Origin of the sequence: Streptomyces sp. NPDC032161, assembly GCF_040636995.1 — a bacterium.
Taxonomy (GTDB): domain Bacteria; phylum Actinomycetota; class Actinomycetes; order Streptomycetales; family Streptomycetaceae; genus Streptomyces.
The window spans coordinates 24,484-42,660 of the sequence record NZ_JBEZVN010000006.1 but is presented as its reverse complement, the minus strand read 5'-3'; the positions used below and the strand labels follow the sequence as shown (position 1 = coordinate 42,660).

Here is an 18,177-nt window from a genome sequence, read left to right as displayed (position 1 = left end):
TCACCCCTCCCTCGCCCCAGCCCGCCCCCGACCAGGCATCAGAACACGTACTCGTCCCCGGTGGCCGGAGCCAGCACCTCGTACTCGTTGTTCTCCGGATTCCGGTCGGTCGCCCCTCCGTTCCACAGGGTGTCGATGCGCACGACGACCTCGTCCGGCCGCCCGGCCAGCTGGAGCTCCAGGGCCAGTTGGCGCCCGTCCCGGGCATCCGCGCGCAGCGCGGCCGTCCGGCACAGCACGGTCCGCCGGTCGGCCTGGAGGCAGCCCTCCGACAGTTCCTGCCGCCCGGAGAGTGCTACGGATGTGCGTACCCGCAGGGTCACGCCGTCCAGGTTGGAGGGCCCGTGGTTCCGGCTCTGCACCCAGACCCCGAGCCCCGTTCCCCACAGCGAGACGTGCCCGTGGTGCGACACGTCCGCCTCGGGCGCGATACCACCAGCCATGGGCCCGCCCGCCTGTTTCGTCGCCGGATCCGCCACCGATGCACCCGCGCGCCCGGCCGCGGCCGCGCGCCCCGTTCCCAGGACCACGGCCACGGCCAGAGCCACGACCACAGCCACACCGACGCCGGACACCATGGGCGCGGCTCTACGTGTCATCACCATGCACCGAAGATACCGATTGCCCGAAATTATCCATATTTACCCACTAGTTCGGCGCGCCTCCCTGCCGCCCCTCCCCCCTTCGCTCCCCTCCCCTCCCTCGTGACACGCTGACATCCATGTCCGTAGCCCGTTCCGTCGTTCTGTTCGTCGTCGCCGCGCTCTTCGAGATCGGCGGTGCGTGGCTGGTCTGGCAAGGCGTGCGCGAGCACCGGGGCTGGATCTGGATCGGCGCGGGCGTCATCGCGCTCGGCGCCTACGGCTTCGCCGCCACGCTCCAGCCGGAAGGGGAGTTCGGCCGCATCCTCGCCGCGTACGGCGGCGTCTTCGTGGCGGGCTCGCTCGCCTGGGGCATGGTCGCCGACGGCTACCGCCCCGACCGGTGGGACGTGATCGGCGCGCTGATCTGCCTGGCCGGCATGGCCGTGATCATGTACGCCCCCCGCAGCCACTGACCACACGCGAACAGCGACCATCGACCAGGCAAGACGGCCGACCGGGTACGAGCACCGACCGGGCAGGACCACCAGCCGGACACAGGCGCCGAAAGGGCAGGACCACCAACCGCACGCAACCGCCGCCCCGGCGCCTGCCTATCCTGGCCCGGTACCGATCAGCTGCCCGAGGAGACCGTCATGGCCGCCACCCCGATCGCCGTCGTCACCGGAGCGAGCAGCGGCATCGGCGCCGCGACCGCCCGGCAGCTGGCCGCCGCCGGCTACCGCGTGGTTCTGACCGCCCGCCGCAAGGACCGCATCGAGGCGCTCGCCGCCGAGATCAACGCGGCGGGCCACCAGGCGACGGCCTACGCCCTGGACGTCACCGACCGTGCCGCGGTGGACGAGTTCGCCACCGCGTTCCGCCGCCTCGCCGTCCTCGTCAACAACGCGGGCGGTGCGCTCGGCGCCGACCCCGTCGCAACCGGCGACCCCGCCGACTGGCGCCAGATGTACGAGACGAACGTCATCGGCACACTCAACGTCACCCAGGCCCTGCTGCCCGCGCTCACCGAGAGCGGCGACGGCACGATCGTGATCCTCTCCTCCACCGCGGGCCACGCCACCTACGAGGGCGGCGGCGGTTACGTGGCCGCCAAGCACGGCGAACACGTCCTGGCCGAGACCCTCCGCCTGGAGATCGTCGGCACCCCGGTCCGCGTCATCGAGGTGGCCCCCGGCATGGTCAAGACGGAGGAGTTCGCCACCACCCGTTTCCGCGGCGACACCGAGAAGGCGGACAAGGTGTACGCGGGCGTCGAGGCCCCGCTCACCGCCGACGACGTGGCCGACACCATCACCTGGGCCGTCACCCGCCCCAGCCACGTCAACATCGACCTCCTGGTGGTCCGCCCCCGCGCCCAGGCATCCAACACCAAGGTCCACCGCACCGCCTGAGCCCGCGCCGGTCCCTGGCCCGAACCGCGAACGACGGTCGGGCCGGCCCTCGGCCGGAACGACGAAGGGCTCCGGCACGCCGCCCGCGCCCGGGACACGACGTTCAACACCCCCACCCACGCACGCCGAAGCCCGCCGCTCCCCCGTGGCGGCGGGCTTCGGCGTGCGGTGCGGGGGTCAGCCCTTCACGCACACCACCTGCTTGAGCTTGGCCACGACCTCGACCAGGTCCCGTTGCTGCTCGATGACCTGCTCGATCGGCTTGTACGCCGCCGGGATCTCGTCCACGACGCCGGAGTCCTTGCGGCACTCCACGCCCCGCGTCTGGTCTTCCAGGTCGCGCGTCGAGAAGCGTCGCTTCGCGGCGTTCCGGCTCATCTTGCGGCCGGCGCCGTGCGAGGCCGAGTTGAAGGACTTCTCGTTCCCGAGGCCCTTCACGATGTACGAACCGGTCCCCATCGAGCCCGGGATGATTCCGTAGTCGCCGGAGCCCGCGCGGATCGCGCCCTTTCGGGTGACCAGCAGGTCCATGCCGTCGTACCGCTCCTCCGCCACGTAGTTGTGGTGGCAGGAGATGACCGGTTCGAACGTGACCTTGGCCTTCTTGAATTCCTTGCGGACCACGTTCTGGAAGAGCGCCATCATGATGGCGCGATTGTGCTTCGCGTACTCCTGCGCCCAGAACAGGTCGTTCCGGTAGGCCGCCATCTGCGGGGTGTCGGCGATGAACACCGCCAGGTCACGGTCGATCAGGTCCTGGTTGTGCGGCAGCTTCTGCGCCTGCCCGATGTGGAAGTCGGCCAGTTCCTTGCCGATGTTCCGCGAGCCGGAGTGCAGCATCAGCCAGACCGAGCCCGACTCGTCCAGACAGAACTCGATGAAGTGGTTGCCCGAACCGAGCGTCCCCATCTGCTTCGTGGCACGTTCCCGACGGAACCGGACCGCTTCGGCGACCCCGTCGAACCGCGCCCAGAAGTCGTCCCAGCCCGGTGCGCGGAAGCCGTACAGCCCGTCGGGTGCCACGGCGTCGTCATGCATCGCGCGCCCCACCGGGATGGCCTGCTCGATCTTCGAGCGCAGCCGGGACAGGTCGCCTGGCAGGTCATTGGCCGTCAGAGAGGTCTTCACCGCGGACATTCCGCAGCCGATGTCCACCCCCACCGCCGCCGGACAGACCGCACCGTGCATCGCGATCACCGAACCGACCGTCGCGCCCTTGCCGAAATGGACGTCCGGCATGACGGCGAGCCCCTTGATCCAGGGCAGGGTGGCCACGTTGCGCAGCTGCCGCATCGCGACGTCCTCGACCGACGCGGGATCGGCCCACATGCGTATCGGGACCTCGGCGCCCGGCACCTCTACATACGACATAAGTTCCTCTAATCCCCCGAAAAGCCTGAAAGAGCAAAACCGGCACCAAGGTCGGCAAATGAGTCGCTCGACCGGCGTTCACAGCGGCGTGTGCGATACACATTGTCTCCAGTGGCCGCCGTAGAGCGGCAACAGTTTTTCGCGCGAAGGGAGCCCAGGACCGTGCGGCGAATGGCGTACGTACCCGGCACCGCACTGCTGGCAGCGCTTGTCGTCGGCTGCAGTGCAGGCACCGGAACCGGTGGCTCGGCCGCCGACAGCAAGCCCGGCGAGGCGACCGCCACCACGGCGGCCCCCGGCAAGTACCGCACGCTTCTCGACGCTTGCCGCGCCGTCTCCTCGTCCTCGCTGAAGGACCTGCTCCCCGGCGCTGCCGAACTGCCCGAGGACCAGCAGAAGAAGGCGTACAAGGGCACGGCCGACGTCACGTACGACACGGACCGCCGGGTCGGCTGCCGCTGGAAGGCCGAGGCCCCCGGCTCCTCGCACACCCTCTCCGTCGACTTCGAGCGCGTCGTGTCCTACGACCCCTCGGTGAGCGACGACGACCGAGCCCGCGAGGTGTATGCGAAGAAGGTGACCGCCACCGGCCTCACCGCGCCGTCCGCCACGCCCGGTGAAACGGAGCAGCGGACCCCGCCCCCTTCGGGCACCGTCCCGCACACCAACTCGTCCCCCACGAGCGACGGCGGCAGCAGCGGTGGCGGGACCGACACGGGTGACGAGGGCGAGAACGGCGACGGCACGGAGGACAGCCTGCTGCCGCGCACCCTCGACGGCCTCGGGGACAGCGCGTTCCTGGACGACCGTCTCGTCCGCGCCGGTTCCACCGCCCAGAACCGCGTGGTGAGCGTGGTCTTTCGCACATCGAACGTCATCGTGACCGTCGACTACACCGAGCAGCCGACCGTCCCCAGCGTGGTCCCCGACAGCAAGGAACTGCAGGACAGAGCCCGATCGCTGGCCCGGGAGCTGGTCGAGAAGTTCAGCGAGTAGCCGCGCCCGCCGCGCCCCGCCACGCCGCCGACCGCACTCCCGAGATCCCCGTCCGGGGCCACGCCCGAGCCCCGTCCGTCGTACGGTGGCCGTCCGGAACGCCTTCCGGAACCCCGCCCGGCACCCGCCGACCGACCGTGCACGGCCACCCGGCAGACCGCGCCCGAACCCCGGCGCGGCCCCTGCCCGCCGCGCCACCGAGTGAAGGAACCATGCACCGTTCAGCCCCGCGACTCACCCGCATACTCGCCTGCGCCGCCGTTCCGGTGATGCTCGTCGTCGCCGGCTGCTCGTCGGACTCCGGCGACAAGGACACCAAGGACTCGGGTTCGCCGTCGTCGTCCACGGCACCGGACGCGCCCAAGTCGGAACCGACCGTCGAACCGGCGAAGTTCGCCCAGCTTCCCAACCCGTGCACGTCGGTCGGCAAGAAGACGATCACCTCCCTGGTTCCCGAGGCGAAGCCCAAGAACGGCACGGCGGCCAAGTCCAGCGACATCTCCTACCGCGCGGGCTGTTCCTGGAACGGTCTCGACGACAAGGGTGTGAAGGGGTCCCAGTACCGCTGGCTCGACGTCGGCTTCACCCGCTTCGACTCGGACCAGACCCTGGGCAGCGGCGCCGAGCGCGCGCAGCAGGACTTCACGAAGCAGGTCGTCAAGGCCAAGGCGGCCGAGGGTGCGAAGAAGGTCGCCGAGGCGCCCGTCACCGGCATCGGCGAGCAGGCGTCCAGGATCACGTACGACCTCACCAAGACGAGCGAGGACTTCAAGTACGCGACGGTCGTCGCGCGTACGGGGAACGTCGTCGTCACCCTCACCTACAACGGTGCCGGTTACGCGGGTTCGAAGACGCCGTCCGCCGAGGACATCCTGAAGGGCGCCGAAAAGGCTGCCAAGGAGGCCGTGGCGGCGGTCGCCGCCGCTGACGCGAAGCAGGACGCAACGACCACACCGGACAAGTCCGGTGAGCCGGACGCGAAGCCGGGGTCCGGGAAGTCGGTCGAGCCCGGCGAGAAGGACACGGCCAAGAAGCCGAGCTAGTGCCGGGAGCGGCACCAGTGAAGCGGAGCCAGTAGAACAGGGAGTCGGTGAAGCCGGCGGGTGGGCGGACGTACCTCACGGCTACCACCCGCCCGGCCGTGAGGTCCGGCCGTGAGGTCCGGCCGACCATGGGGCCCGCTCGGCCGTACGGCCCGCCCGAACACGGCCGGGCCGCAGGAGGGGCGGTCTCGCTTCATGGGGAAACGGCCCCGGTCATGGGGCTGAACGGCCCCGTTCACAGGTCTGATCCCTGGAACGGCACCGGGGCCGACACCGAGGCCGCGCGCCGGGAACCGCCCCCGGCTCCTGACCACGTTCCGCGGTGCCCGCCCCACGCCCTCTCGCACGCGTGTGCCAGGCTGTCGCTCTCAACAAACGAGCAGGGAGGGGAACGCGGGTGGCCGCGATGCAGCTGACACGTACCCACCGGGTACTCATCGGGCTCGTGATCGCCGGTGCGGTGCTCATCGCCGGGATCGGCTTCGCGGGTTCGTACGCGGCGGTGCGCGAGCTGGCCGTGCAGAAGGGCTTCGGCGACTTCTCGCTGGTCTTCCCGATCGGCATCGACGCGGGCATCTGTGTGCTGCTCGCCCTGGACCTGCTGCTGACCTGGCTGCGCATCCCGTTCCCGCTGCTGCGCCAGACGGCCTGGCTGCTGACCGCCGCGACAATCGCCTTCAACGGCGCCGCCGCCTGGCCCGACCCGCTCGGCGTCGGCATGCACGCGGTCATCCCGGTGCTGTTCGTGGTCGCCGTCGAGGCCGCCCGGCACGCCGTGGGCCGGATCGCCGACATCACGGCGGACAAGCACATGGAGGGGGTGCGCCTCACCCGCTGGCTGCTCTCCCCGGTGCCGACCTTCCGGCTGTGGCGACGGATGAAGCTCTGGGAGCTCCGCTCGTACGAACAGGTCATCAAGCTCGAACAGGACCGGCTGATCTACCAGGCACGGCTCCAGGCCCGCTTCGGCCGCAGCTGGCGCCGCAAGGCGCCCGTCGAGTCCCTGATGCCGCTGCGCCTGGCGAAGTACGGCGTTCCGCTGGCCGAGACCGCCGGGGCCGGGCTGGCCGCGGCGGGCATCGAACCGGCGCTCCTGCCCCCGGCGCCCGCCCTGTCCGCGGCCGGGCCGGACGAGTTCCCGCCCGAGCTGCCGTACACCGGGCCGCAGACGCGGCCCCAGTCCCAGGCGCACCCGCAGGCGCTCGCGTCTCAGCAGCACCAAGAGCACCAGGGGCACCCGGAGCAACAGCAACAGCAACAGCAGGCGTACGGGCAGCAGCCCGGGCACCCGCAGCAGTACGAGCAGCAGCAGCAACCGCAGCACGCTCGCCCCGGCGACGAGGCGGCGGCCGGCGAGTGGCCCCAGGACGGCCCGGGCTCGCACGAGAGCCCGTGGTTCGCGGCGTCCCCGGTGCCGAACGACGCGCACCGGAGCGCGTACGACCCGACGTACGTCGAGGGCCTGGAGCCCATGCCGGTGCAGGTCCCGCTCGGCCCCGGCGGCCGGACCCGTCCGCTGGGCAACGTGGGGACGATCGGCGCCGTGCCCGAGCCGCGCACCGCGGCCTCCCGGCCGATGCCGCAGGCCGAGCACGACGAGCAGGCGCAGCAGGCCCAACACGCGCAGCAGACCCACCAGGCCCAGCAGACCCAGCAGGCACCGCAGACCCACCAAGCTCAGCAGACCCAGCAAGCTCAGCAGGCTCCTCAGCCCGCACCGGCCCCCGAAGAGCAGCAGGCAGCGGCCCAAGCGCAGCAGGAGGAACCCGCACCCGAATCCGGGCCCGAGGTCGAGTCCGGGCCTGAGACCGGATCCCGGCCCGAGGCCGAGGTCGAGTCCGGCTCCGAGGTCGAGTCCGAGGTCGAGTTCGGAACGGTCGCGTACCAGGTCTTCGCCGAGTACACCCTCACGCACCAGGCCCACCCCAGTGCCGAGGTCCTCGACATACACCTCTCGGACGTGCACAACATCCATCACCCCCGCGGCGCGGCCCTGCTCCGCCGTATGCTGCCGGGCTTCAAGCAGCGCTTCGACAACGAGATGGCCGAGAACCACATCGCTTGACATAGGAGGTGCGCCCGTACCGGGCGGCCTCGTACTCCGGCGATCGCTCGGTTCTCACGGATCAGCCGGGGAACGCCGATCGCCGGGGCTGAATCCTCAGCACCCGGCGATCCGCGTTCAGCGATACCCCGAAACGGTTACGCGCCCAGCAGCCTGCGCACCCGGTCCGCGCCCACGGCCAGCAGCAGCGTGGGCAGCCGCGGCCCGGTGTCCCGGCTGACCAGCAGCCGGTACAGGAGCGCGAAGAACGACCGCTGCGCGACCTTCAGCTCGGGCGTCGGCTTGGCGTCCGGCTCCAGACCGGCCAGCACCTTCGGCACGCCGTAGACGAGCGTGGTGAGACCGTCCAGCGACCAGTGCGATTCCAGTCCCTCCAGAAGCAGTCGCAGCGACTCCCGGCCCTGGTCGTCCAGCGAGCCGAGCAGTTCCTTGTCCGGCTCGTCGCGGACGATGGTGCGGGCCTCGGCCGGGACCTGCGTGGTGATCCAGTTCTCGGCGCGGTCGAGACGCGGCCGGACCTCGTCCAGCGAGGTCAGCGGGTTCTCCGGGTCCAGCTCGCTCAGGATGCGCAGCGTCTGCTCGTCGTGCCCGCCCGTGATGTCGACGACCGACGCGAGCGTGCGGTACGACAGCGGGCGCGGCGTGCGCGTCAGTTCACCGGCGGCCGTGCCCACGGCCCGGCTGTACGCGGCGGCGTCGGCGGGGAGCACGGAGCCGTCGGCCACCTTGCGCACCAGCGAGTCCCACTCGTCGTAGAGCCGCTGGATCTCCTGGTCGAAGGCGATCTTGAAGGACTGGTTCGGCTTGCGGCGCGCGTACAGCCAGCGCAGCAGCGGCGCCTCCATGATCTTCAGCGCGTCGGCCGGGGTCGGCACGCCACCCTTGCTGGAGGACATCTTCGCCATGCCGGAGATGCCGACGAAGGCGTACATCGGGCCGATCGGCTGCGCTCCGCCGAACACCTCGCGGACGATCTGGCCGCCGACGACGAACGACGAGCCCGGCGATGAGTGGTCCACGCCGCTCGGCTCGAAGACCACGCCCTCGTAGGCCCAGCGCATCGGCCAGTCGACCTTCCAGACCAGCTTGCCGCGGTTGAACTCGTTCAGCCGGACGGTCTCGGCGAAGCCGCAGGACGTGCAGGTGTAGTTCAGCTCGGTGCTGTCGTCGTCGTACGACGTGACGGTCGTGAGGTCCTTCTCGCAGTTGCCGCAGTAGGGCTTGTACGGGAAGTAGCCGGCCGAGCCACCGCTGCCGTCGTCCTCGCTGGCCGCGCCGGAACCCGCCTCGGCCGCCAGTTCCGCCTCGTCGACCTTCTTCTGCTGCTGCGGCTTCTTGCCGCCCTTGCCGCCCTTGGCCGCCGCGTCCGCCGGGTCCTTCTTCGTCCGGTACCGGTCGAGCACGGCGTCGATGGCGGCGCGGTGCTTCATGGCGTGCAGGATCTGCTCGCGGTACGCCCCCGAGGTGTACTTCTCGGTCTGGCTGATGCCCTCGAACTCGACGCCCAGCTCGCCCAGCGCGGCGGTCATGGCGGCCTTGAAGTGCTCGGCCCAGTTCGGGTACGCGGACCCGGCCGGGGCGGGCACCGAGGTCAGCGGCTTGCCGATGTGCTCCGCCCAGGACTCGTCGATGCCGGGGACGCCGTTCGGGACCTTGCGGTAGCGGTCGTAGTCGTCCCAGGAGATCAGGTGCCGCACGGTGTACCCGCGGCGGCGGATCTCGTCGGCGACCAGGTGCGGGGTCATGACCTCGCGGAGGTTGCCCAGGTGGATCGGGCCCGACGGGGAGAGACCGGACGCGACGACGACCGGTTTGCCAGGCGCACGACGCTCCGACTCGGCGATGACATCGTCCGCGAAGCGGGAGACCCAGTCGGCCTCGGTGCTGCTCTGACTCTGAGCCACGGTCTGCACGTCCTTCTCTCTTGTGGGACTCGTAGGGACAAAACCCTCTGTGGAACCTGTCGGGGACCCTTGTGGGGGACCTGTCGGGACTTGCCGAGGTCTGCCGGGGCCGGTCGGTACCAGCGACCTGCCGACGACCTGCCAGTACCCGTGACCTGTCAGTACCGGCCGGAGCCATTCGGAACCGGTCGGCACGGACGGGACCGGTCGGGGACCGGAAGGCCCTGTCGAACCGGTACGGGACGTCCACCATTCTCCCAGGTCCCACCAGTAGCACGAAAACGGCTTTGCCGACGCCCGGCCCCGAGCCGGAACACGGACCTGCCCGGCGCCCGGCCGGTGCCGGGGGACGGCTCTGTCCGGGGCCCGACCGGCGCCGGACCGGCGACCGATGCCGAACGGGCGACGACGCCCGGCCACGACGCCGGAAAACGGGTTCACCCACCGTGGAATACTGGTGTGATACTTCGCAGCCATCGTGCCGCGTCACTGTGCCCCTGTACCCCTACGGAAACGGCATCCAAGCCCATGGCCTCGGTCAATTCCCTCGCTTCCACGCTCCGGCAGCAGCTCGCGGACGCCCTGACGGCAGCACTGCCGGACGCCGGCACCGCGGACCCGCTGCTGCGACGAAGCGACCGGGCCGACTTCCAGGCCAACGGCATCCTCGCCCTGGCCAAGAAGCTCAAGGGCAACCCGCGCGAGCTGGCCGCCCAGGTCACCGCGGCCGTCCCGGCGGGCGGCCCGGTCAAGGAGATCGAGGTCTCCGGCCCCGGCTTCCTCAACATCACGCTCAGCGACCGGGCGATCATCGAGACCCTCGCCGCGCGCGACGCGGACGACGACGGCCGCCTCGGTGTCCCGTACAACAGCGCCGCGGGCACCACCGTCATCGACTACGCCCAGCCGAACGTGGCCAAGGAGATGCACGTCGGCCACCTCCGCTCCGCGGTGATCGGCGACGCGATGGCGCAGATCCTGGAGTTCACGGGCGAGACGGTGGTCCGCAGGCACCACATCGGTGACTGGGGCACCCAGTTCGGCATGCTCATCCAGTACCTGATCGAGCACCCGGGCGAGCTGAACCACGAGGGCGCCGAGGGCGACGGCGAGGCCGCCATGTCCTCCCTGAACCGCCTCTACAAGGCGTCCCGCGCGCTCTTCGACTCCGACGAGGAGTTCAAGGCCCGCTCCCGGGACCGCGTCGTCGCGCTCCAGGCCGGTGACGAGGAGACCCTCGCCATGTGGCAGCGTTTCGTCGACGAGTCGAAGATCTACTTCTACTCGGTCTTCAACAAGCTCGACATGGAGATCCGCGACGCCGACATCGTCGGTGAGTCCGGCTACAACGACATGCTGGCGGAGACCTGCCGCCTGCTGGAGGAGTCGGGCGTCGCCGTCCGCTCCGAGGGCGCGCTCTGCGTGTTCTTCGACGACGTGAAGGGCACCGACGGCGAGCCGGTGCCGCTGATCGTGCAGAAGTCGAACGGCGGTTTCGGCTACGCGGCGACGGACCTCTCCGCGATCCGCGACCGGGTCCAGAACCTCAAGGCGTCCACCCTGCTGTACGTGGTGGACGCGCGGCAGGCCCTGCACTTCAAGATGGTCTTCGAGACGGCCCGCCGGGCGGGCTGGCTGAACGAGGACGTCAAGGCCGTGCACCTCGCGTTCGGCACGGTGCTCGGCAAGGACGGCAAGCCGTTCAAGACCCGTGAGGGCGAGACGGTCCGGCTGGCGGACCTGCTGGACGAGGCGATCGACCGGGCGTCGGCCGTCGTGCGCGAGAAGGCCCAGGACCTCACCGAGGAGGAGATCGCGGAGCGTGCCGCGCAGGTCGGCATCGGCGCGGTGAAGTACGCGGACCTGTCCACGTCGGCCGCCCGCGACTACAAGTTCGACCTGGACCAGATGGTCTCGCTGAACGGCGACACCAGCGTGTACATCCAGTACGCGCACGCCCGTTCCTGCTCCATCAAGCGCAAGGCGGGCGAGCTGAAGCCGCAGCCGCACCCGGAGCTGGAGCTGGCCCCGGCCGAGCGCGCGCTGGGCCTGCACCTGGACCAGTTCGGCGAGGTCGTGGCCGAGGTCGCCGCAGCGTACGAGCCGCACCGCCTGGCCGCGTACCTCTACCAGCTGTCGTCGATGTTCACGACGTTCTACGACCAGTGCCCGGTGCTGAAGTCCGACGTCCCGCAGGACGTGGCCGAGAACCGCCTCTTCCTCTCGGACCTCACCGCCGGCACCCTGCGTCAGGGCATGGAACTGCTCGGCATCAGGACCCCCGAGCGCCTCTGACGCGTCTCCGAGCACTGACACGTCGCTCGCGGGCGTCTCCGGGTACTTCCGACGCGTCTCCGAGCACTTCCGACGCGTCTCCGAGCACTTCCGACGCGTCGCCGAGTGCTTCTGAGCGTCTTCGAGTGCTTCCGGCGCGAATCTCAGTACGGCGGAACGAACCGCCTCGCGGCCGCCCACCAGCCCGGTGGGCGGCCGCGGTGGTTCATTCGGTCGCCCACTGGACCGTGTCGTACCGGTATTTGTACAGCGGCCGGGTCTCGATGGCGCTCGTACGGAACGGCTTCCCGCCGTCGTCGATGCGCAACGTGCCCTTGCGGCCGCCGCTGTTCCAGTCCAGCTCCAGGTACCAGCTGACGTCGTGCGCCTCGACATGGACGTCGAGGTCGAAGACCTCCACGTCGGTGGACGTCACACGGAAGGGGAAGTCCTTCGGCGGCACCGGCTTGCCGGCCTTCTCCCCCGCGACCGGCCTGAGCACCGGCCGGCTGTCGTCGAGATCGACGTCGAAGGTCTGCGGCGTGATGCCGCTCCCGCACCCCTCCCCCATCGAGTACGCCGACCACGGCAGCGGAGCCTTCCTCGCGACCTGCCGCACATGCAGGTCGTCCAGCACGACCGCGTCGCCCGACTTCCCCTGCAGGGTCAGTTCGAGCTGCATGTGCCCGCCGTCCACCCCGCCGAGCGCCCTCGCCCAGCCGCGGGCGTCCTGCGGCGAGGGAGGCGGGGGCACGTTCTCCGGCTCCCGGTCCAGGACGTAGTACTGCCCGCAGGGGGCCGCCCAGTTGTACGAGCTGATCGTGGCACTCACGGGCAGGCCCCCGCCCGTCCGCGTACCACCGGCCCCGGCCCCCCTGCCGCTCCCGGCCGACGCGGAGCCGGAAGACCCGCCCCCGGGCTTCAGGGACGGGGTCCGCTTGGCCCCGGACGTGGCCGACGCACTCGGCGTACCCGGTGATGCGGTCGTCCCTTTCCTGTCCTCCCCCGCGGGCGGCGCGGGCATGTCGTTCTTCACCCCGTCCACCATAGGGGCGTTGCTCAACGCGCCGTCTCCCGTCCCGGAGAGCTTGCTGACGACCATCGTGGTCGGCACGGTGAGCGCGACCACGGCCGCCGCGGCGAGCAGGACGCGCATGCGCGGCGAGGACCGGAACCGCCGGGACCGGGCCGCCGTACCGGTACCGGTCGCAGCCCCGGACCCGGTCGCGGCCATGTCGCTCCCGTCGTCCCCCGCACTGCCGCCGTCCCGGTCCCCGCTCTCGGCGGGCCGCGCGTCGGTCCCCTCGGCCGAAGCCGTACCACCAACCACCGGAGCATCACGCTCCGGAACGGTCCCCGGCCCGGAAGCGGACCCGGAAACGGGCCCGGAAGCAGGAGCCGGATCAGGAGCAACAGCAGAAGCCGTCCCGGAAGCCGAGGCCGAGGCAGGGGCCGAGACGGGAGCGGAGGCGGACTCGGCCGCCGGTGCCGGGCGCCGTCTCGCCGCATCGGCGACGATCCACCGCCGGTGCAGCTCCACCAGTTCGTCCGGCTTCGCCCCGCACAGACGCCCCAGCCGCTCCACCGGCGCGTAGTCGTTGGGAACGGCGTCCCCGTTGCAGTACCGGTGCAGCGTCGACGTGCTGACGTGCAGTCTTCCGGCGAGCACCCCGTAGCTGAGCCCCGACCGTCCCTTCAGTTCCTTCAGCAGGGCCGCGAAATCCTCGGCCTCCGGCGTCGCCACTGCGGCCTTCCCCCTCCTCGTCCGTCCCGGAACGCCGTTCCAGGGACGTGGAATCTGCCCAGGTCAGCGTACGCGCAGGCATTCCAGCTTCCCCAATGGTCCATTCGGCGTTGCGGCCGGAATCCGACGTCCCGCAATCTGTGACCACACCGCAGAAACCACCGGGACGACGCAATGCGAACCCCCTTCCGCATCGAGCCCATCGATGCCGTGGCCATCGGCGTATTGATCGTGACGACCGCGATCGTGGTGTACCTGAGCTGCCGTCACTGAGCGGCCCACCACCACACCGCACACGGCCTCAGCGCACATACAGACCTCAACTCGACTCTGCTCGAACCAATTCTCACGGGGAGTACCTTCACCATGCGCAGCAACCGCTTCCGCACCACCGCCCTCGCCGCCACCGCGCTCCTGGCCGCCCTGTCCCTCACCGCCTGCACCGGCGACGACGACGCCGCGGCCGAAAAGGCGGGCGCCGCCGCTCCGGTAGCGAGCAGCAGCGACCAGCAGTCCTCGACGACCGGCACGGACACCGGCAAGACCGCCGACGACGACGCGGAGGACGCGGGCGGCAATCCCAACGCCCCCGCCGAGAACGCCGCCGGCACCTCCAAGGGCTCCGGCTCCGGCTCCAACTCCGGCAGCGGAACGAGCAACGGCGGGACGAGCAGCGGCACCAAGGGCAACACCAACGGCACCCCCGTCACCTGCACCGGCGACAACACCAAGGTCACCGTCAGCAAGGTGAGCCGTCCCATCAACCACCTGCTGCTCACCGCGACCAACACGGGCAACCGCCCCTGCTACGCGTACCACGCGCCGGCTCTCCGCTTCGACGACGCCCAGGCCGCCTTCCCGGTCCTCCGCGACAGCATCCCGCAGGCCGTGGTCGCCCTTGAGCCGGGCCAGTCCGCCTACGCCTCCATCGGGCTGTTCGGTGAGTCCGACGGCACCGACCTGAACAAGAGCACGCACCTGACGGTGTACTTCACCGGGAAGAGCAACTCGGGCTCCACGGGCTCCCCGGCGGAACTGAAGCTCCCGGCCGAGACCGTCTGGGGCAACAACGGCTTCGTCACCTACTGGCAGAGCGAGATGGACCTCGCCCTCACCTACTGAGCAGGCACTCACCTGCGGTCCAGCCGCTCGCCTGCGACGCAGCCCCTCACCTCCTGGGCAGCCCTCGCACACCGGGCCGAAAATCGTAGGGCCGGGCCGACAACTCACCGCTCCCCCAAGGGCAGTAGATCCTAAGATCCAAGGATCGAGACCCGAGGGGGACGGCGTGCATACAGGAACGAACAACGGACCACTGGCGTCGCGTCATAGGCGCGCCACGAAGGCCACTTCGATCGCGGCAGCAGCGGTGATGACCGTGTCGCTGGCACTTCTCACCGGCTGTGGCAAGGCCACCGGGTACCACGACGCCACGGGCGGGGAGTCCGGCAGCCCGACCCCCAGCCCCAGCGTGAACCCGTCCTACGGCACGCAGTACCTCGACGACGAGGAGTGCGCGGCGCCCGAGGGCAAGGAGTCGGGAGCGTACCGCGAGGTCCCGTGCGACGCCCCCGAGGCCACCGCACAGGTCACCCTCCGGCTGGAGAGCGGCAGCGCCTTCCCCTTCTCGGAGACGGTCTGCGCCCGGAACACCGACTTCGTGATCGACGTACCGGTCAGCCTCGCCACGCTGGAGCACACGCGGCCGACCGGCGAGGGGTACGCCTGCATGCGCAACCTGAAGCCGCCGCACCCCGGCGACCCGGGCGGAGGCGGCGGCCCCAGGATCGAGATCGGCGACTGCGTGCACAGCGACCCGAAGGAGGGGGACGCGGTCACGGAGGCCGCGTGCCGGACCAAGGGCCGGAAGGACGGCGCCACCCACAAGATCGTCGAGATCCTCAAGGACCAGATCCTGGGCGGCTTCAGCGATCCGTGCGACTACAAGGCCGACGCCGTATTCACCGAGAATCCGCTCATCGACTCCGACAAGTTGAAGAACGAGCGCGTCCTGTGCGGCAAGAAGCTGTAGGGCCCAAAGCCCCCCTCGGTTCCACCGCTGACGCAGTTGCCCAGGGCGGATCCGGCCCGGGGGTTTCAACGACCGCAGATAATGAAGCTTTATTGCAGAATTCTGGCAGCGGGCTCGACAGTAAGGGATTCGCCAGTACGACCGACCTGATCCGGACAATAAGCTGCTCTCATTGCCGTATTCATCCATACCGAGGTCCCCTCACTCACTCCGTTGTTAGCGTGCGGATGTCAGCTTTTCGACACCGAGGAAGTGAGTAGCAACATGGGGGGAAAGAAAATTCGTCGCGGGCATCCGGGAAGCAATGCCGGAGAGACCACCGCGGCATCCGCCGGTTCGACCGACAGGGCGGACATCGGCTCGGCTGCATCCGCCGGGAGTACGCCTACTCCGCCTCCGGGGAGCATCACCCCGGATGACAAGACCCGGTACGAGACCCTGAGCCAGGGTTTCAACCAGCGATTCGGCAGCAGGCCGGAATACATACGGCTGATCCAGGACGAGGACGACGCCGTAGTGCAACTGAACCGCGCGCTCGGCGAGGGCCTGCGGCCGACCGTCCGGGCCGGCGGGCACTGCTACGAGGGGTTCGTCGACAACACCGGGGGCGTCATCCTCGACCTCAGTCCCATGAGGCGTGTGTACGCGGGCAAGGACGTGTTCGGCGAGCCCACGTACGTCGTCGAGGCGGGCGCGACCAACTGGGACATCTGCACCACCCTGTTCCGCGAGTTCGGGGTCACCGTGCCGGGCGGCTCCTGCTACTCGGTCGGCGCGGGCGGTCACGTCTGCGGCGGCGGGTACGGGCTGTTGTCCCGGGAGCACGGCCTGACGGTCGACCACCTCGTCCAGGTCGACGTCGTCACCGTGCGCAACGGCAAGGAAGCCGAGGTGACGAAGGCTCACAAGAACGACAGGGACCAGGCGAAGCGGGACCTCTTCTGGGCCCACACCGGAGGCGGCGGCGGGAACTTCGGGATCATCCTGCGCTACCACTTCGCGAACCTCCCCGAGCCGCCGGAAAACGTCTGGATCAGCAACGTGGCCTGGAGCTGGGACGACCTGCACAAGAAGGCCGAGGACGGCAGGCGGAACTTCGATGTGCTGGTCGACAACTTCGGCAGGTTCTTCGCGGAGCACAGCGCCGAGGACGAGAACGTCTTCAATCACCTGTTCGTCCTGTTCCGCCTCACCCACAAGTCGAGCAAGAACGTCACTCTGACCTGCCAGTGGACCAAGGACGACCCGGCGGACCTGAAGAAGTTCCTCGAATACCTCGAAAGCGGCATGACGGCCTCGGCGACGGCCCAGCTCCACCCCGTCGGCAGCTTCTTCCTGCCCTACCCGGACATGCACCGCAAGATGCCGTGGTTCCAGGCCACCATGACGCTCAACGGGTCCGGGCCCAACCAGCGCGGGAAGTACAAGTCGGCCTACCACCGCAAGCCCTTCACGAAGGTGCAGATCAGGGCCTTCTGGGACTGGCTGACCCGGGATGAGCCCCGTATCGATCTCGAACACACCCTGGTGCAGATCGACTCGTACGGCTGCCGGATCAACGCGCGCGAGTCCGCCGAGACGGCCGTCCCGCAACGCGACTCGATCATGAAGCTCCAGTACCAGACCTACTGGACGGACGAGAGCAAGGACGAGGCCCATCTCGGCTACCTTCGCGGCCTCTACACCGACGTCTACAAGGAGACCGGCGGCATACCGGAGGTCAGCTCCAGCAGAAAGGAAGACAAGCACTACGACATAACGACCGACGGAGCGTACGTCAACTACCCCGACATCGACCTCGGCACGAACGGCCTCGGGGAAAAGTCCGACTACGCACGTCTCTACTACCACCAGAACTACGCCCGGCTCCAGCAGATCAAGCAGGAGTGGGACCCGAAGAACCACTTCCGTCACGCGCAGTCGATCACCCGGCCCAGGAGCTGACACACCGCCGCCCTCTCCCGCCCCGCCGTCGTCGCCCCGTCGGCGGGAACGGGAGAGGGCCGGTCACCGTTGCGCCCAACGGTCACCCGGGGCAGATAATTCACTGCACCCCTATCCTTTTCCCGCAGATTTCGGCGTGATCCCCTCACGCAACTCAACTGTCTACTGCAACACATCTGTACTCACATTCTTGAATTCGCACCGCCATGCTCCCGGACGACTCAATCCTGTCGAAGGTAAATCGGGTGGCTTCCCCAGGGGCGCCCACAAGTCCGCCCCTCTCCCCAAAAAAGGCCGACCCTGCCCGTGGCCCAAGACCACGGGTGCGCTCACACCCCGAACTCGCACCACACGACCTTGCCCGGGTCACGCTCCCCCACTCCCCACCGGTCGGCCACCGCCGCGACGATCAGCAGTCCCCGCCCCGACTCCCCCGCCGGTCCGGGTCCCGGCTCCCGCACCGCGGGCTCCCCGCCCCCGCTGTCATGCACTTCCACCCGCAGGGCCGCCCCGCCCTCGCGCAGCAGCAACCGCACCACGTACCCACGCCCCGGCGGCACTCCATGCACCAGCGCGTTGGTGGCCAGCTCGCTCACGCACAGCAGTACGTCGTCCAGCCGCGCCCCGAACCCCCAGTCGGCCACGGCGGCTCGCACGAACTCCCGTGCGGCGGACACCGATCGGCGCTCCCGCCGACAGAACCGCTCGCGCAGCAACGAGAGTTGCATCGTCTCATTCATGAAACGAGAGTCACATCCTGTGACTACGCTGCCACAGTACGCACACTCGTACTCCTTCCTTGTACGGG

General features: G+C 69.7%; 14 protein-coding genes. 9 read left to right on the top strand and 5 right to left on the bottom strand.

Translation table 11 applies throughout. The annotated features are described in order from the left end of the window. Window positions 1-38: 38 nt before the first annotated feature. Window positions 39-605, bottom strand: coding sequence for a hypothetical protein (locus tag AB0E67_RS16220; RefSeq protein ID WP_362026577.1), 567 nt, complete (start codon window positions 603-605; stop codon window positions 39-41). 116 nt (window positions 606-721) lie between these two features. Between AB0E67_RS16220 and AB0E67_RS16215 the strand changes: the two genes are divergently transcribed. Beyond that, window positions 722-1,057: a YnfA family protein gene (locus AB0E67_RS16215; protein WP_362026574.1), complete on the top strand. Its 336-nt coding sequence runs from the start codon at window positions 722-724 to the stop codon at window positions 1,055-1,057. A 180-nt stretch (window positions 1,058-1,237) separates the two neighbouring features. Next, window positions 1,238-1,996, top strand: coding sequence for an SDR family NAD(P)-dependent oxidoreductase (locus AB0E67_RS16210; RefSeq protein ID WP_351521346.1), 759 nt, complete (start codon window positions 1,238-1,240; stop codon window positions 1,994-1,996). A gap of 177 nt (window positions 1,997-2,173) precedes the next feature. On the opposite strand, the gene AB0E67_RS16205 is transcribed toward AB0E67_RS16210, so the two are convergent. Next, window positions 2,174-3,367, bottom strand: a complete 1,194-nt coding sequence (locus AB0E67_RS16205; RefSeq protein WP_362026571.1) for an RtcB family protein — start codon at window positions 3,365-3,367, stop codon at window positions 2,174-2,176. A 171-nt stretch (window positions 3,368-3,538) separates the two neighbouring features. Between AB0E67_RS16205 and AB0E67_RS16200 the strand changes: the two genes are divergently transcribed. From AB0E67_RS16200 to AB0E67_RS16190, 3 genes are all read left to right on the top strand, one after another. Next, window positions 3,539-4,363 (top strand): DUF3558 domain-containing protein, encoded by an 825-nt coding sequence (locus tag AB0E67_RS16200; protein WP_362026568.1) that lies wholly within the window; start codon window positions 3,539-3,541, stop codon window positions 4,361-4,363. Between the two features lie 212 nt (window positions 4,364-4,575). Continuing rightward, window positions 4,576-5,406, top strand: a complete 831-nt coding sequence (locus AB0E67_RS16195; RefSeq protein WP_362026566.1) for a DUF3558 domain-containing protein — start codon at window positions 4,576-4,578, stop codon at window positions 5,404-5,406. A 397-nt stretch (window positions 5,407-5,803) separates the two neighbouring features. Further along, the gene (locus AB0E67_RS16190; protein ID WP_362026563.1) at window positions 5,804-7,471 is read left to right on the top strand and encodes a DUF2637 domain-containing protein; all 1,668 of its coding nucleotides are present in this window, start codon (window positions 5,804-5,806) and stop codon (window positions 7,469-7,471) included. Between the two features lie 137 nt (window positions 7,472-7,608). Here AB0E67_RS16190 and lysS read toward each other — a convergent pair whose 3' ends face one another. Further along, complete coding sequence (lysS, locus tag AB0E67_RS16185; RefSeq protein ID WP_362026560.1) at window positions 7,609-9,384, bottom strand: lysine--tRNA ligase; 1,776 nt, start codon at window positions 9,382-9,384, stop codon at window positions 7,609-7,611. 519 nt (window positions 9,385-9,903) lie between these two features. Here lysS and argS point away from each other — a divergent pair. Continuing rightward, window positions 9,904-11,670, top strand: a complete 1,767-nt coding sequence (argS, locus tag AB0E67_RS16180; protein ID WP_362026557.1) for an arginine--tRNA ligase — start codon at window positions 9,904-9,906, stop codon at window positions 11,668-11,670. Window positions 11,671-11,875: 205 nt separating this feature from the next. Here argS and AB0E67_RS16175 read toward each other — a convergent pair whose 3' ends face one another. Further along, window positions 11,876-13,393 (bottom strand): helix-turn-helix transcriptional regulator, encoded by a 1,518-nt coding sequence (locus AB0E67_RS16175; protein WP_362026554.1) that lies wholly within the window; start codon window positions 13,391-13,393, stop codon window positions 11,876-11,878. 366 nt (window positions 13,394-13,759) lie between these two features. Between AB0E67_RS16175 and AB0E67_RS16170 the strand changes: the two genes are divergently transcribed. The 3 genes from AB0E67_RS16170 to AB0E67_RS16160 all read left to right on the top strand — a co-directional run bounded on the left by AB0E67_RS16170 (window position 13,760) and on the right by AB0E67_RS16160 (window position 17,369). After that, window positions 13,760-14,515: a DUF4232 domain-containing protein gene (locus AB0E67_RS16170; RefSeq protein ID WP_362026552.1), complete on the top strand. Its 756-nt coding sequence runs from the start codon at window positions 13,760-13,762 to the stop codon at window positions 14,513-14,515. A 166-nt stretch (window positions 14,516-14,681) separates the two neighbouring features. After that, window positions 14,682-15,425 carry a hypothetical protein gene (locus tag AB0E67_RS16165; RefSeq protein ID WP_362026549.1) on the top strand — a complete coding sequence of 248 codons (744 nt, stop codon included), beginning with the start codon at window positions 14,682-14,684 and terminating at the stop codon, window positions 15,423-15,425. Between the two features lie 354 nt (window positions 15,426-15,779). Next, entirely contained in the window at window positions 15,780-17,369 is a 1,590-nt protein-coding gene (locus AB0E67_RS16160) for a BBE domain-containing protein (protein ID WP_362027062.1), read from the top strand. Between the two features lie 329 nt (window positions 17,370-17,698). On the opposite strand, the gene AB0E67_RS16155 is transcribed toward AB0E67_RS16160, so the two are convergent. Then, on the bottom strand, window positions 17,699-18,109 hold the full coding sequence (locus AB0E67_RS16155) for an ATP-binding protein (RefSeq protein ID WP_362026546.1): 411 nt from the start codon (window positions 18,107-18,109) through the stop codon (window positions 17,699-17,701). Between the last annotated feature and the right edge of the window lie 68 nt (window positions 18,110-18,177).